The organism is Xanthomonas sp. CFBP 8443 (assembly GCF_025666195.1).
Taxonomy (GTDB): Bacteria; Pseudomonadota; Gammaproteobacteria; order Xanthomonadales; family Xanthomonadaceae; genus Xanthomonas_A.
Map to the genome: position 1 here is coordinate 602,295 of NZ_CP102592.1, position 15,014 is coordinate 617,308.

At 68.7% G+C, this 15,014-nt stretch carries 10 protein-coding genes; 9 read left to right on the plus strand and 1 reads right to left on the minus strand.

The window, feature by feature from the left end; genetic code table 11:
* Positions 1-226 precede the first annotated feature (226 nt).
* The 4 genes from yegS (at position 227) to NUG20_RS02470 (ending at position 5,194) form a co-directional block, all read left to right on the plus strand.
* Complete coding sequence (gene yegS / locus NUG20_RS02455; RefSeq protein ID WP_263396884.1) at positions 227-1,165, plus strand: lipid kinase YegS; 939 nt, start codon at positions 227-229, stop codon at positions 1,163-1,165.
* A 688-nt stretch (positions 1,166-1,853) separates the two neighbouring features.
* Positions 1,854-3,329 carry an anthranilate synthase component I gene (trpE, locus tag NUG20_RS02460; protein WP_263396885.1) on the plus strand — a complete coding sequence of 492 codons (1,476 nt, stop codon included), beginning with the start codon at positions 1,854-1,856 and terminating at the stop codon, positions 3,327-3,329.
* A 2-nt stretch (positions 3,330-3,331) separates the two neighbouring features.
* Entirely contained in the window at positions 3,332-4,402 is a 1,071-nt protein-coding gene (locus NUG20_RS02465) for a threonine aldolase family protein (protein WP_263396886.1), read from the plus strand.
* Positions 4,403-4,423: 21 nt separating this feature from the next.
* Positions 4,424-5,194, plus strand: a complete 771-nt coding sequence (locus NUG20_RS02470; protein ID WP_263396887.1) for an SIMPL domain-containing protein — start codon at positions 4,424-4,426, stop codon at positions 5,192-5,194.
* 91 nt (positions 5,195-5,285) lie between these two features.
* Here the strand turns inward: NUG20_RS02470 and NUG20_RS02475 are convergent, their stop codons facing one another.
* Positions 5,286-6,017 carry a helix-turn-helix domain-containing protein gene (locus NUG20_RS02475; protein ID WP_263396888.1) on the minus strand — a complete coding sequence of 244 codons (732 nt, stop codon included), beginning with the start codon at positions 6,015-6,017 and terminating at the stop codon, positions 5,286-5,288.
* A gap of 343 nt (positions 6,018-6,360) precedes the next feature.
* Here NUG20_RS02475 and NUG20_RS02480 point away from each other — a divergent pair, with 343 nt between their 5' ends.
* From NUG20_RS02480 to NUG20_RS02500, 5 genes are all read left to right on the plus strand, one after another.
* A complete protein-coding gene (locus NUG20_RS02480) occupies positions 6,361-8,286 on the plus strand; it encodes a serine hydrolase domain-containing protein (RefSeq protein ID WP_263396889.1) in 1,926 nt (641 codons plus the stop codon).
* A 60-nt stretch (positions 8,287-8,346) separates the two neighbouring features.
* On the plus strand, positions 8,347-9,360 hold the full coding sequence (locus tag NUG20_RS02485) for a dipeptide epimerase (RefSeq protein ID WP_263396890.1): 1,014 nt from the start codon (positions 8,347-8,349) through the stop codon (positions 9,358-9,360).
* A complete protein-coding gene (locus tag NUG20_RS02490) occupies positions 9,357-10,694 on the plus strand; it encodes a peptide MFS transporter (protein WP_263396891.1) in 1,338 nt (445 codons plus the stop codon). The genes NUG20_RS02485 and NUG20_RS02490 overlap by 4 nt, the downstream gene beginning before the upstream one ends.
* A gap of 131 nt (positions 10,695-10,825) precedes the next feature.
* The gene (locus NUG20_RS02495; RefSeq protein ID WP_263396892.1) at positions 10,826-12,469 is read left to right on the plus strand and encodes an N-acyl-D-amino-acid deacylase family protein; all 1,644 of its coding nucleotides are present in this window, start codon (positions 10,826-10,828) and stop codon (positions 12,467-12,469) included.
* A 176-nt stretch (positions 12,470-12,645) separates the two neighbouring features.
* Positions 12,646-14,985 carry a TonB-dependent receptor gene (locus tag NUG20_RS02500; protein ID WP_263396893.1) on the plus strand — a complete coding sequence of 780 codons (2,340 nt, stop codon included), beginning with the start codon at positions 12,646-12,648 and terminating at the stop codon, positions 14,983-14,985.
* The last annotated feature ends 29 nt before the right edge of the window (positions 14,986-15,014 follow it).

Consider the following 15,014-nt stretch of genomic DNA (forward strand, 5'->3'; position numbering starts at 1 on the left):
CCTGCCTCCATCCGTCGTCCTTGCTATGGCCTCCCATGGTCCGGGCGATCGGTGACGGGCGTATGACACGGCGGCAGACAGCGTCTGGTTTCACCGGCGCCCGTGGCCGTCGTCGCTGGTGCCGTAGCGCGTCGCCCATGGCCCATATGCCGCCGCTGCACGGCGTATTCACGATGCCCGCATCCGCTGCCGGCTAGGCTGCGGGCCTGATCCCGGGAAGCTCCGTATGGCAACACCGCACTGGCGTCTGATCCTCAACGGCAAGTCCGCGGGCGACGAAGCGTTGCGCGAGGCGGTCGCCGACCTGCGTGCGCGTGGCATCCAGCTGCAGGTGCGGGTCACCTGGGAAGAGGGCGACGCCGAACGCTACGTGGCCGAGGCCGTGACCGACGGCGTGGACTGCATCGTCGCCGCCGGCGGCGACGGCACGCTGAGCGAAGTGGCCAGCGCGCTGGCCCACCACGACGCCGACGCCGCGGCGTTGCCGGCGCTGGGCCTGGTGCCGCTGGGCACGGCCAACGACTTCGCCAGCGCCGCCGGCATTCCCGACACGCCGCTGGAAGCGCTGCACTTGATCGCGCAGGCGCCGGCGGTGGCCATCGACCTGCTGCGCATCGAGGCCAAGCACGGGCCGCACTGGTGCGCCAACGTCGCCAGCGGCGGCTTCGGCACCCAGGTCACGGTGGAGACCGACGAGGGCCTGAAGAAGATGCTCGGCGGCCTGGCCTACCTGATCACCGGGATGGGCAAGCTGGGCCAGATCGAGCCGATCCAGGCGCGGTTCGAGGGCCCGGAGTTCGCCTGGGAGGGCGAATTCATCGCGCTGGGCCTGGGCAACGGGCGCCAGGCCGGCGGCGGCCAGGCGCTGTGCCCGGACGCATTGATCGACGACGGCCTGCTCGACCTGACCATCGTCCCGGAGATGACCGGCGAAGTCGCCGCGACGCTGGGCACGCTGGTCACCTCCGGCAAGCAGGCGGCGCTGGAGCGCGTCGCGGTGCGCGCGCGGCTGCCGTGGCTGCGCATCGATGCGGCGATGCCGCTGACTCTGAACCTGGACGGCGAACCGGAAACCTCGCGGCACTTCCGCATCGATTGCGTCGCCGGCCGCCTGCGCATGCACCTGCCGCTGGAGTCGGCACTGCTGCGCGGCCGCGTGGGGTAGCGGCCGCGCCGGCCGCTTGCCTGGAGGGTATGTCGCGTCGCGACTGAAGTCGCTCCCACATGAGTGGGCCACATGAGGTAGGCCGTTGGCGTACAGGCCCTGGGTGACAGAGCTCCAATCCCGATTGCCCTGAAGCCGTCCGTGCGACCACTGCATTCGTCGCGATTGCGGCCCTGCAAAAAGCTCGCGGTGAGCATCCCGAGTGCATTGTGGGAGGAACTTCAGTCCCGACTGCATGCCATCGACGCCACCGCTTCACCTGTCTCGATAGCGACCCCACAAAAGGCTCGCGGTGAGCATCCCGGGTGCACTGTGGGAGGGACTTCAGTCCCGACTGCATCCAGTCCAGCAAGTCTGCTGCTTTGCTCCGAGCTGGTCGACCGGCACGCGATGCACCGTTGTGCCAACCGACGATTGCGCCGAGTCCACGCGCTTGGCGATCCATTGCCTTGCGGGAGGGCTTTCAACCCCGACGCCTTTCCCCGCTCCCAATTCGCTCCGACGCCGCACCACCACCACCGCGCCGATGGTCCCTTCTGCAACCGTTGCCAGTCCTCGCAGTTGCGGTAAAGTACCGCCGTGTCCAGCCTGACGACTCCGCGTTCCCTCACTTCCGCTCGCCGTGCGTGGCGATGGTGGCCTGCAGCCGTCGTCCGCCCCGCCACCGAGTCCCGGAAGGAAAGCCGTCTTGATCACCCGCGAGCAGTTCCAGCGCTACGCCGCTGAAGGTCACACCCGCATCCCCGTCGTCCGCGAAGTGCTGTCCGACCTGGACACGCCGCTGTCGGTCTATCTCAAGCTCGCCGCCGCGCCGCACACCTATCTGTTCGAATCGGTGGAAGGCGGCGAACGCTTCGGCCGCTACTCGATCATCGGCCTGCCGGTGCGCCGCGTGTACACCTTCAGCGGGCAGACACTGGAAGTGCGCGATCACGGCGAGCTGGTCGAGCGCCGCGAGGTCGCCGATCCGTTCGCCGAGGTCGAGGCGCTGCGCTCGGCGCATTCGGTGCCCAAGCTCGACGGCGTGCCCGGCTTCACCGGCGGGCTGGTCGGCTGGTTCGGCTTCGAATGCATCGGCTACATCGAGCCGCGCCTGGCCAGCGGCGACAAGCGCAACGAGCTGGACACCCCCGACATCCTGCTGATGCTGTCCGAGGAGGTCGCCGTGTTCGACAACCTCAAGGGCCGCCTGTACCTGATCGTGCACGCCGACCCGCGCGACGCCGACGCCTGGGAGCAGGCGCAGGCGCGGCTGGATGCGCTGACCGCCACGTTGCGCCAGCCCGGCGCCGGCTATCCGGTGCCGCTGGCGCGCGACGTGCTCGACGAAAGCGACTTCGTGTCCGGCTTCACCCGCGAGGGGTTCATCGCCGCGGTGGAGAAGTCCAAGGAATACATCCGCGCCGGCGACATCTTCCAGGTGGTGCTGAGCCAGCGCCTGAGCGTGCCGTTCAGCGCGCGCCCGGTGGACGTGTACCGCGCGCTGCGCGCGCTGAACCCGTCGCCGTACATGTATTTCCTCGATGTCGGCGACACCCAGGTGGTCGGTTCCTCGCCGGAGATCCTGGTGCGATTGGAAGCGGGCCAGATCACCGTGCGCCCGATCGCCGGCACCCGCCCGCGCGGCAAGACCGTGGAAGAGGACCTGGCGCTGGAAGCGGAACTGCTGGCCGATCCGAAGGAGCGCGCCGAGCACCTGATGCTGATCGACCTGGGCCGCAACGATGCCGGCCGCGTGTCGCAGGCCGGCACCGTCGAAGTTGGCGAGCGCTTCGTGATCGAGCGCTACAGCCACGTCATGCACATCGTCAGCGAGGTCACCGGCACGCTGCTGCCCGGACTCAGCTACGCCGACGTGCTGCGTGCCACGTTCCCGGCCGGCACCGTCAGCGGCGCGCCGAAGATCCGCGCGCTGGAAGTGATCCGCGAGCTGGAGCCGATCAAGCGCAACGTCTACGCCGGCAGCATCGGCTACCTCGGCTGGCACGGCGACGCCGACACCGCCATCGCCATCCGCACCGCGGTGATCAAGCACGGCCGCCTGCACGTGCAGGCCGGCGCCGGCATCGTCTACGACTCCGATCCGCAGACCGAATGGGACGAGACCATGAACAAGGGCCGCGCGCTGTTCCGCGCGGTGGCCGAGGCGGCGAAGGGGCTGTGAGCGTGTCCGCACCGACCGCGCGGATCGGCTTCCGCAACGACTACAGCGAAGGCGCGCATCCGCGCCTGCTCGCCGCGCTGGCCGCGGCCAGCGCCGAGCAGAACGGCGGCTACGGCCTGGACCGGCACAGCGCACATGCCGCGCAGCTGATCCGCCGCGAATGCGCCTGCGACCATGCCGACGTGCACCTGCTGGTCGGCGGCACGCAGACCAACCTGGTCGCGATCGGCGCGTTCCTGCGCCCGCACCAGGCGGTGATCGCCGCCGCCTGCGGGCACATCGCCACCCACGAGACCGGCGCGATCGAGGCCACCGGGCACAAGGTGCTGACCTTGGACGCGGCCGATGGCCGGCTCAGCCCCGAGCGGATCGCGCCGCTGCTGGCCGAGCACGGCAACGAGCACATGGTGCAGCCGCGGCTGGTCTATATATCCAACACCACCGAAGTCGGCACCCTCTATCGCAAGCGCGAATTGCAGGCCTTGCGCGACTTCTGCGACGCGCACGGGCTGTGGCTGTTCCTGGACGGCGCGCGCGTCGGCAGTGCGCTGACCGCCGAAGGCAACGACCTGAGTCTGGCCGACATCGCCGCGCTGAGCGACGCGTTCTACATCGGCGGCACCAAGAACGGCGCGCTGCTCGGCGAAGCGCTGGTGATCGTCAACCCGGCGTTGCAAGCGGATTTCCGCTACCTGCTCAAGCAGCGCGGCGCGCTGCTCGCCAAGGGCATGGTGCTGGGCGCGCAGTTCGCTGCGCTGTTCGAGGACGGCCTGTTCTACGAACTGGCCGCGCATGCCAACCGCATGGCCGCGCGCCTGCGCCAGGGCCTGGCCGCGGCCGGCGCGCAGTTCGCGTCGGACTCGCCGACCAACCAGTTGTTCGTGGCGTTGCCGGCCGCTGCCGTCGAGGCGCTGGCGCAGCGCTACGACTTCGAACGCTGGCAGCTGCTGGCCGACGGACGCTGGGTGATCCGCTTCGTGACCTCGTGGGCCACGCAGGCCGATGCGGTGGATACATTGATTGAGGATTTCGCCGCGCTGGCGCAACCCGGCGCGCAGCGCGCGGCCGGCTGACATTCACCAAGGAGAGGAAGGATGAAGACGAACATGTTCGGTGCCTGGTTCATGGCCGCGCTGCTGGCGCTGCCGGCAGTGGCAACAGCGCAGGTCAACAGCCTGCCGTCGCAGCCGCACCTGCTGGTCAAGGGCGAGGCGCAGCGCGAGGTGGTGCCGGATCGCTTCGGGGTCAAGATCACGCTGAGCGCAGTGGACGCCGATCCGGGGGCGGCGCGCAAGCGCGTGCAGGCCAACGCGGCGAGCGTGCTGGCCGCATTCAAGCAGCAGCACGCGCTGGCCGACAGCGTGCAGGCGACGACGCTGTCGATCGAGCCCGATCGACGCTACGAAGACAACAAGCAGGTCTTCAAAGGAACCCGCGTGCAACGTACCCTTTCCGCCGACTTCGGCGCACTGGACGACGTACGCGGCTTGCTCGGCAAGCTGAGCACTAGCGAGGAACTGCAGGTGTCCGGCATCGCGCCGCACTACAGTCGCGAGGCGGCGCTGCGTGCCGATCTCAAGCGCCAGGCGGCCGAACAGACCCGCACCTCGGCGCAGTCCTTGGCCAAAGCCTATGGCGTACGCCTGGGCGGTCTTTACACGATCTCGGAAGTGGCGCCGGATTTTGCCTACGGCATCCAGGCCGGAAGTTGGCCATCGCCCGGCACGCAAGTGACCGCCGAGCCGCGCGCATCCGACATCGTGACGGTGAGCGGATCGCGTGCGCAAAGTCCGGCCGAATCCTTGGAAGCCGGCAGCCTCACCCTCTCCGAAAACGTCTACGCGGTCTTCCTGATCGCGCAATGAGCCCGCGCCATGGTGCCGGAGCTGGATCGTCAGCATCGGCGGCATCCGGCACGACCGACGTCCGCGCAGCGCACGTCTGACGCTGCCTGCGTCAGGTTTTTTTCCTGGCCGCGGCCGGGCTGCGACGGGCCACCTTCGGCTTGGCCGCAGCGGCTTTCGTCGCGACGGCCACTGGCTTCTGCCGCGTCTTCTGGGCGGCGGTTTCGTCGCCATGCAGCGTCATCAGCGATTCCAGCAACTGCTCGTCGGAACTGGAGCAGACCCCCAGCAGCAGGGCTTCCTTGCAGCCCTTGGCGGCGAGATAGGCGTGGCCCATGTTGGAATCGATGTAGACCGATTGGCCGGCGTCCAGGACGATCGGATCGTAGAACTCGGTATGCACTTCCACGCGTCCCTCGAGCACGTGGATGTACTCCTCGCCCGAGTGGTGGACCAGTTCGCCGAACTCCTCGATGCTCTTGGCGCGCACCTTGGTCAGCACCGGGATCATGCGCTTGCGGCGCAGTTCGGGGCACAGGTAGTAGTAGTCGTAGTTGGGCGTGTTGACCCGGATCGCGTCCTCGATCCGGCCGATGCTGCGGCGCGCGGTCACCGCCGGCTCGGGCGCGTCGTCCTGTTCGGCGAACAGTTCGGACATGCGCAATTGCAGGCGTTGGCTCAGCTGCAGCAGCTTGTCGTAGGTGAGCGTCAGGCGGTCGTGCTCGACCTTGGACAGCGTGGAGAGCGGAATGCCCGAATGCTGGCTCATCTGCTTCAGGGTCCAGCCCTTGCGCGCCCGCAGCGAGCGCAGCAGTCCGCCGATGGTGGGGTGGTGCGAATTCATCCTTACCTGCTCTCCTGGGGGAATGCCCGGACCCACGGAAGCGTCCTGGGCAGGATCATCATCGCCTTAGTGGATGAGGTTGGAAAGGGCGAAGGCCAAGGGCCGCAGTGGATGTCGCCGGTGTTTTGCCCGTGGTTGACAATTCTCTGATTGGGATCATTATTACCAAATCAGGACAAAGACAGCCCGCATCTGCCCGGTCGTCGCAGGCCGCGGGACTGCCCATCACCAGCTCCGGAGAGAAGCGATGCGCCTCATCCCGTTCGCGTTGTGCGGCTGTCTGTTGTTCATGGCCTCGGTTGCGCCAGTCCGGGCGCGGCAGGCGCCTTCGGTTCCGCCCAGCGTGCCGCCAGCGACCGCGCCGGCCACCGCCGCCGCTTCGCCGCTGCCCGACACCGGCAGCCCTGCCGGCACGCCCGCGCTGACCCGCGCCGACGCGGAGGCCTGGCTGGACGGCTACCTGCCCTACGCGCTGGAGAGCGGCGACATCGCCGGCGCGGTGGTGGTGGTGGTCAAGGACGGCCAGGTGCTGCTGCAGAAGGGCTATGGCTATTCGGATCTCGACAAGCGCACGCCGGTCGATCCGGCAGGCACCCTGTTCCGGCCCGGCTCGGTGTCCAAGCTGTTCACCTGGACGGCGGTCATGCAGCTGGTCGAGCAAGGCAAGCTGGATCTGGACGCCGACGTCAATCGCTACATCGACTTCAAGATTCCGCCGCGCGACGGCAAGCCGATGACGCTGCGCCAGATCATGACCCACACCACCGGCCTGGAAGAGCAGATCCGCGGGTTGATCAGCTCCGATGCGGACCAGATCGTGTCGTTGGAAGCGGCGCTGAAGCGCTGGGTCCCTGAGCGCATCCATGTGCCAGGCGCCACGCCGGCGTATTCCAACTACGCGACGGCGTTGGCGGGCTATATCGTGCAGCGCGTGTCGGGCGAGCCGTTCGACGCCTACATCGCGCGCCACATCTTCCAGCCCTTGGGCATGGCCCATTCGAGCTTCGCGCAACCGCTGCCGCCGGCCTTGCTGGCCAAGATGTCCAAGGGCTACGACAAGGCCTCCGACGGCAAACCCAAGGACTATGAATTCATCAGTCTGGCGCCGGCGGGCAGCCTGGCTGCCACCGGCACGGACATGGGCCGTTTCATGATCGCGCACCTGCAGGACGGTGCCTACGGCGATGCGCGCATCCTGGGTGCGGACACTGCGCGCAAGATGCATTCCACCGCGCAGGCGTCGGTGGGGCCGTTGAGCCGGATGATGCTCGGCTTCTACGAATCCACGGTCAACGGCCACCGCGCGATCGCGCATGGCGGCGACACCATGTGGTTCCACAGCGATCTGCAGCTGTTTCTGGACGACGGCATCGGCATCTTCGTCTCGATGAACAGCAGCGGCCGCGATGGCGCGACCGGGCACATCCGCGGCGCGCTGGTGCGCGGATTCGCCGATCGCTATTTGCCGGGACCGGCGACGCGCGCAGCGGCCGGCGTCGCGCCGGAACAGGCCAAGTTGCACGCGCAGCAGATGGTCGGCCACTACGACAGCAGCCGCCGCCCGCAGAGCAACCTGCTGTCATTGGCGAACCTGCTGGGCCAGGTCAAGGTGATCGCCAACGAAGACGGCACGATCAGCGTGCCGATGGCCACCGACGCCAGCGGCGCACCGAAGAAGTGGCGCGAGATCGCGCCGTACCTGTGGCAGGACGTCGCCGGCAGCGACCGCCTGGCTGCCGACGTGGTCGACGGCAAGGTGGTGCGCTTCACCATGGAGCCGTACGCGCCGATCATGGTGTTCGAGCGCCTGTCGCTGTGGCGTTCGCTCACGCTGCCACTGCTGGCGGCGAGCCTGGCGGTGCTGCTGCTGACCGTTCTGGCGTGGCCGATCTCGGCGCTGGTGCGCCGCCACTATGGCGTCGCCTACGGACTGTCGGCAGCCGACGCGCGCGCCCAGCGCGTGGCGCGGCTGACGGCCTTGGCCGTGCTCGTGTCGATCGGTGGCGCGCTCGGCTTCGTGGTGGCGATGCTCAGCGATCTGGAAATGACCGGGTCCGGCTCCGACGCGATGATCAACGCGCTGCGGCTGTTCGCATTGGTGGCGCTCCCGGTCGGCGCGGCGCTGTCCCTCTGGAGCGCGTGGCAGGCGCTGCGCGGCCGGCGCCGCTGGCTGGCCAAGCTGTGGGCGGTGTTGCTGGCGCTGGCGTGCCTGTTCCTGCTGTGGGTGGGATTGGCCAACCACCTGATCGGCTACGGCGCGTACTACTGAGCGCAGCGGGCGGCGCGCTCGCCCGCCCGCTGCTTCCCGTCCGTCTTTCGCGAGGTGCGCGTGACCATCGCCGGCCCCATCGAACTCGATCTGCACAACGAGCCGCTGCCGCTGTCGGCACCGTTCCGCATCGCCGGGCATGTGTTCGAGGCGATGCCGGCGACCGTGGTCACCCTGCGCGATGGCAGGCATGCCGGGCGCGGCGAGGCGGCGGGGGTGTACTACACGCAGGATCGTCCCGAGACGATGATCGCCACGCTCGAAGCGTTGCGGCCGCGCATCGAGGCGGGCATCGATCGGCACACGCTGCGCGCGCTGCTGCCCGCCGGCGGCGCGCGCAATGCGCTGGACTGCGCACTGTGGGAACTGGAATCGCAACGCCGCGGCATGCCGGTGTGGACGCTGGCCGGGCTGCAGGCGGTGCGTCCGCTGCTGACCACCTTCACCGTCGGTGCCGACGATCCGGCGCTCATGGCCGAGCGCGCGGCGGCCTACGTGCAGGCGCGTGCGTTGAAGCTCAAGCTGACCGGCGATCCGGACCTCGATGGCGCGCGCGTGCATGCCGTGCGCGCGCGCTGTCCCGCGACCTGGATCGCGGTCGATGCCAACCAGGGCTACGACGCCGATTCCCTGCCGCGGCTGTTGCCGGCGCTGGTCGCGGCGCAGGTGGCGCTGCTCGAGCAGCCATGCGCGCGCGGCCGCGAAGGCGATCTGGACGGCATCGAACGCGCGCTTCCCTTCGCCGCGGACGAAAGCATCCTCGACCTGGCCGAACTGGAAGCGCGCCACCACCGTTTCGACGTGATCAACATCAAGCTGGACAAGTGCGGCGGGCTCACCGAGGGCCTGCTGATGGCCGCGCGCGCGCGCGAACTGGGCAAGCAGGTGATGGTCGGCAACATGTGCGGCACCAGCCTGGCGGCGGCGCCGGCGTTCGTGCTGGGGCAGTTCTGCGACGTCGTCGACCTGGACGGGCCGATCTTCCTGGCCCGCGATCGGGTGCCGTCGGTGCGCTACGAGGATGGCCACATCTTCTGCGGCGACGAGGTCTGGGGGCCCAGGACCAACGCATGAGCGGCATGGCGGACAAGACATGGTTCGGCCAGCCGCGCGGGCTGACCATCCTGTTCCTGACCAACATGTGGGAACTGTTCTCCTACTACGGCATGCGCACGCTGCTGGTCTACTACATGACCAAGCAGCTGTTGTTCGCCCAGGAAAAGTCCTCCTTCATCTACGGCAGCTACACCGCGATGGCGTACTTCACCCCGATCCTCGGCGGGGCGGTGGCCGACCGCTGGCTGGGCAAGCGCAACGCGGTGATCATCGGCGGCAGCGTGATGGCGCTGGGCCATTTCCTGATGGCGTTCGAACCGCTGTTCTACGTCGCGCTGGCGACCATTGCGCTGGGCAACGGCCTGTTCCTGCCCAGCCTGCCCAGCCAGATCAACGACCTGTACGCCGCCGACGACCCGCGCCGCGGCAGGGCCTACAACGTCTACTACGTCGGCCTGAACATCGGCGGCTTCATGGCGCCGCTGATCTGCGGCACCCTGGGCGAAGTCTACGGCTGGCACTACGGCTTCGGCGCCGCCGGCATCGGCATGTTCGTGGGGCTGGCCATCTACGTGCTGGGCCGCGGCTATCTTCCGCCGGACAGCCGCACGCGCGCGCCTGCGCCGGCCGCCGCGGGCGCATCCAGCGGCGACGGCAAACGGGTGTGGTTGCTGCTGCTGGGCGTGGGTCTTGCGGCGACGATCTTCCGCGGCGCCTACGAGCAGATCGGCAATACGCTGTCGCTGTGGATCGATGTCGGCGTGGACCGGACCTGGGGCGCTGCGGTGATTCCCATGACCTGGTTCCAGTCGCTCAATCCCCTGCTGGTCATCAGCATGACCCCGCTGCTGCTGCTGCACTGGCGGCGTCGCGCCGATGCCGGCCGCGAGACGCCGCCAGCGCGCAAGATGGCGATCGGCGCGCTGATCGTGGCGCTGGCCTACCTGTTGCTGGCGGCGCTGGACGGCGCGGCCGGCGGCGGGCGCGTCGGCTGGCCATGGGTGCTGGCGTTCTTCGCGATTCTCACCCTGGGCGAGCTGTACATCCTGCCGACCGGGCTTGGCCTGTTCGCGCGCCTGGCGCCGCCGCGGCTGGGCGCGACCACGGTGGCCGCGTGGTTCCTGGCGATCTTCACCGGCAGCCTGCTGGCCGGCGCGGTGGGCGCGTTGTGGTCGCGGATCGGCCACGCCGGATTCTTCGTGCTGCTGGCCGGACTGGCGGCGCTGGCGGCGTGCCTGTTGTGGATGCTGGACAGGCCCATCCGCCAGGTGGAACGGGACCGCGGTCCTGCAGCGGCCGCATCGCCGCCGCCGGCCGCGGCGGGCATGCTGTCGAAGGAACGTCGTCGTTGAAGTCCGCCGGTTTTCCTCTGCCGGCGGTGTCTGCTGTCGTCGCGGTACCTACCAGGAGCACACCGATGTTGCGAGTGCGAGGTTCCATTCTGATGCTGGCGCTTGCCGGCTGTTGCTCGGCGCCGGGCGCGATGGCTGCCGCCAAGGAGACGTACGACGTGCTGATCCGCAACGGCGTGGTCTACGACGGCAGCGGCGCCGCCGGCCGGCGCGTCGACGTGGCGGTGCGCGCGGACCGCATCGTCGCGTTGCTGCCGGCGGGGAGCGGGGCGACGGCCACGCACACTGTCGATGCCCGCGGCCATGCGGTGGCGCCGGGCTTCATCAACATGCTGAGCTGGGCGCCGGAAGCGCTGATCGCCGATGGCCGCGGCGTGAGCGATACCAAGCAGGGTGTGACCCTGGAGGTGTTCGGCGAGGGCTGGTCGATGGGTCCGTTCACCCCGAAGATGAAGGCCGATGCGCTGAAGCAGCAGGGCGACATCCGCTACCCGATCGAATGGACCACGCTGGGCGAATACCTGGATTACCTGCAGAAGCGCGGCATCACGCCGAACGTGGCCTCGTTCGTCGGCGCCACCACGGTGCGCATCCACGAGTTGGGCGAAGGCGACGTCGACCCCGATGCCGCGCAGCTTGCGCGCATGCAGGAACTGGTGCGGCAGGCGATGGGCGAAGGCGCGCTGGGCGTGGGCGGCTCGCTGATCTATCCGCCGGCCGCGTTCGCCGACACCGGCGAACTGGTCGCGCTGGCGCAGGCCGCGGCCGAATCCGGCGGCGGCTATGTCGCGCACATGCGCAGCGAGGCGGACCGGTTCCTGGAGGCGCTGGACGAAACCATCGCCATCGCCCGCGCCACCGGGCAGCGCGCCGAGGCGTATCACCTCAAGGCGGCGGGCGAGAAGAACTGGCCGAAGATGGCCCAGGCGATCGCGAAGATCGATGCGGCGCGTGCGCAAGGTTTGGCAGTCAGCGCCAACATGTACGCGTACACCGCCGGCGCCACCGGCCTGACCGCGGGCTTGCCGCCCTGGGTGCAGGCCGGCGGCCACGAGGCGATGGTCGCCCGGCTCAAGGATCCGGCCATCCGCAAGCGGGTGATCGCCGAGATGAAGGATCCCGACGTCGACTGGGAGAACATCCGCCTGCTCACCGGTTCCGACGAGCGCGTGCTGTTCATCGAGTTCAAGAACGAGAAACTCAAGCCGTTCCTCGGCAAGACCCTGGCCGACGTGGCCAGGGTGCGTGGCACATCCACCGAAGAGACCGTGCTCGACCTGATCGTGGAGGACGATTCCCGCGTGGTCGCCGCGTATTTCCTGATGAGCGAGCAGAACGTCGAGCTGGGCCTGAAGCAGCCATGGACCAGCCTGGGCTCGGACGCCGAATCCTCGGCGCCGGAAGGCGTGTTCCTCAAATCCAGTACGCATCCGCGCGCCTACGGCAATGTCGCTAGGTTCCTGGGCCACTACGTGCGCGACCGCAAGCTGATGCCGCTGGAAGAGGGCATCCATCGGCTGACCGGCCTGCCGGCGGCGAACTGGAAACTGCGCGACCGCGGTTGCCTGCAGCCGGGCTGCTTCGCCGACATCGTGGTGTTCGATCCGGCCACGATCGCCGACCACGCCACCTACGCGGCGCCGCAGCGGTATGCGACCGGCGTCAGCGACGTGTTCGTCAACGGCGTGCAGGTGTTGCGTCAGGGCGAGCACACCGGCGCGAAACCGGGGCGCGTGGTGCGCGGGCCGGGCTGGCGCGAGCGCAAGCGGGACTGAGTGCGATGCCGATGTCGATGCGGTCGGCGTCGGCCGCTTCGGCGCGAACAGGTAGTTTCCAAACGTATTGACAATTCTCTGATTAGGACGATTATCTCCTATCAGAGCATGCCAGATCGCCGCGAGCGCCATGCAGCGCGGCTCGCACGTACGGATCGCCATCCGGGGAGAGCAAGATGAACGCGTTCCAGTCCACCCGCCCGTGGTACCGCTCGCCGTTGTCCCTGGCCATCGCCGGCAGCCTGGCGTGGGTGGCCACGGCCCCCGTCGCGGCGCAGCAGCCTCCCGCACTCCAGCCGGCCACCGCCGAGCGCCTGGCAACGCTCGACAAGGTGGAAGTCACCGCCAACAAGCGCGTCGAAAACATCCGCGACGTCGCCGCGTCCATCAGCGTCCTCGGCGAGCGCCAACTGGAAAACCTTGGCGCCAGTTCGCTGGCCGACTACGCGAGCCTGATCCCGGGAATGCAGGTGCAGGACAGCGGCAGCCCCGGGCAGACCTCGGTGTCGTTGCGCGGCATCTCCGCGCTGTCCTCCGGCGCCACGGTGGCGACCTACATCGACGAGGTTCCAGTCGGTTCGAGCGGCATCTACCAGGGCGCCAACACCTTGATGCTGGACGTGCTGCCCTACGACATCACCCGGGTCGAAGTGCTGCGCGGGCCGCAAGGCACGCTGTACGGCGCCGGCGCCATCGGCGGCCTGCTCAAGTACGTGACGCGTGCGCCGGAGGTGAGCGGCGAGGAGTTCCGTCTCGGTGTCGGCCTGCGCTCGGTGGCCGGCGGCGGACAGGGCTGGAACACGCGCTTCGGCGCGAGCGTGCCGCTGAAGGAGGATCGCCTGGGGCTGCGCATGAGCTTTGCGCGCAACGAGCTGCCCGGCTACACCGACAACGCCACCGACGGCCGCAAGGACATCAACGACAGCGAACAGATGGGCGCCCGCGCGGCGCTGTTCTGGGACGGCGATGCGTTCGACGCGAACCTGTCGGTGCTGCAACAGCGCATCGATGCCGACGGCCGCGGCGGCACCGCGCTGGACCCGGACACGCTCGAGCCGCTGTTCGGCGACCACGTGGACCGGACCTGGCAACCGCAGCCGTTCTCCAAGGAACTGACCCTGACCGCGCTGAGCCTGGAGTGGGACCTGGGCTGGGCCGACCTGGTGTCGGCCACGGGCTGGTCGCAGACCGACACGATGACCCAGACCGATTCGACCATCCAGTTCGGCGAAGTCGCCAACCTGGTGCTCGGCCTGCCGGAGCCGGGCAGTTCTTTCGTGCGCTACGACTTCGACCTGGACAAGATCACCCAGGAACTGCGGCTGAGTTCGAAGAGCGGCGGCGCGTTCGAGTGGCTGCTGGGCGTGTTCTACACCAAGGAGGACGCGCTGCAGAGCCAGCTCGCCGCGCTGCGCCAGCGCGACGGTTCGCCGCTGCCGGCGCCCTACGACCAGATGTACGAAACGCTGACCTTCCTCGGCATGCCCAGCACCTACAAGGAGTTCGCGGTGTTCGCTAACGGCTCATGGCGCATCGGCGAGCGTTTCAAGATCGATGCCGGCGTGCGCCAGGCGCGCAACGAACAGTGGTTCAGCCAGAACGTGAGCGAGGGCATCCTGGTGCCGCTCGGCGATACGCCCGGCGAATCCGAAGAGGACGTGTTCACCTGGAGCCTGAGCCCACAGTTCAAGTTGAGCGAGGACAGCATGCTCTATGCGCGCGTGGCGACCGGCTACCAGCCGGGCGGGCCGAACGTGGCGCTGCCCGGCATCCCGCCCAAGGTGGATTCCTCGATGCTGACCAGCTACGAACTCGGGCTGAAGTCCCAGTTCGCCGACCGCCGCGTGCAACTGGACCTGGCCGCGTTCCGCATCGAGTGGGACGACATCCAGGTCAGTTCCTCGTTCAATGGCATCGGCGGCCTGGTCAATGGCGGCGAAGCGACCAGCGAGGGCGCCGAACTGTCCACTTGGTTCCTGGCCACCGACCACTGGACCATCGGCTTCAACCTCGCCTATACCAAGGCCAGTATCAAGAACGACTTCGCGCCCACGGTGATCCCGCAGGACGGCTTCGACATCGTGCTCAATACCGGCCTCGCCGGCGACCGGATGCCGTACGCGCCGCGGCTGGCGTGGGCGCTGAACACCGAATACGCCTTCGCCATCGGCGGCGGCTTCAACGGCCAGGTCGGCGCGTCGCTGCGCGGCGTGGGCTCGCAGCTCAACGCGACGACCGAGCGCCAGCGCGTGACCGCACCAGGCGACCCGTCGACCGTGCTGGACGAAGTGGTGACGCCGCCGCTGCGGCTGGACAGCTACCGCACCGTGGACGTGTACGCGGGCATCGGCAGGAACAACTGGGAACTGCGCGTCTATGCCAACAATGTCACCAACGAAGACGCCTGGTCGTCGTTGTCGCCGGTGAACAGCGAGGTGAGCGGCACGCCGGTGCAGGTGGCGGCGGTGCCGATCCGGCCGCGCACCGTCGGCGTCGAGTTCGACTACCGGTTCTAGCCGCGCACCGCCCGCCAGCGGCAGTCCGC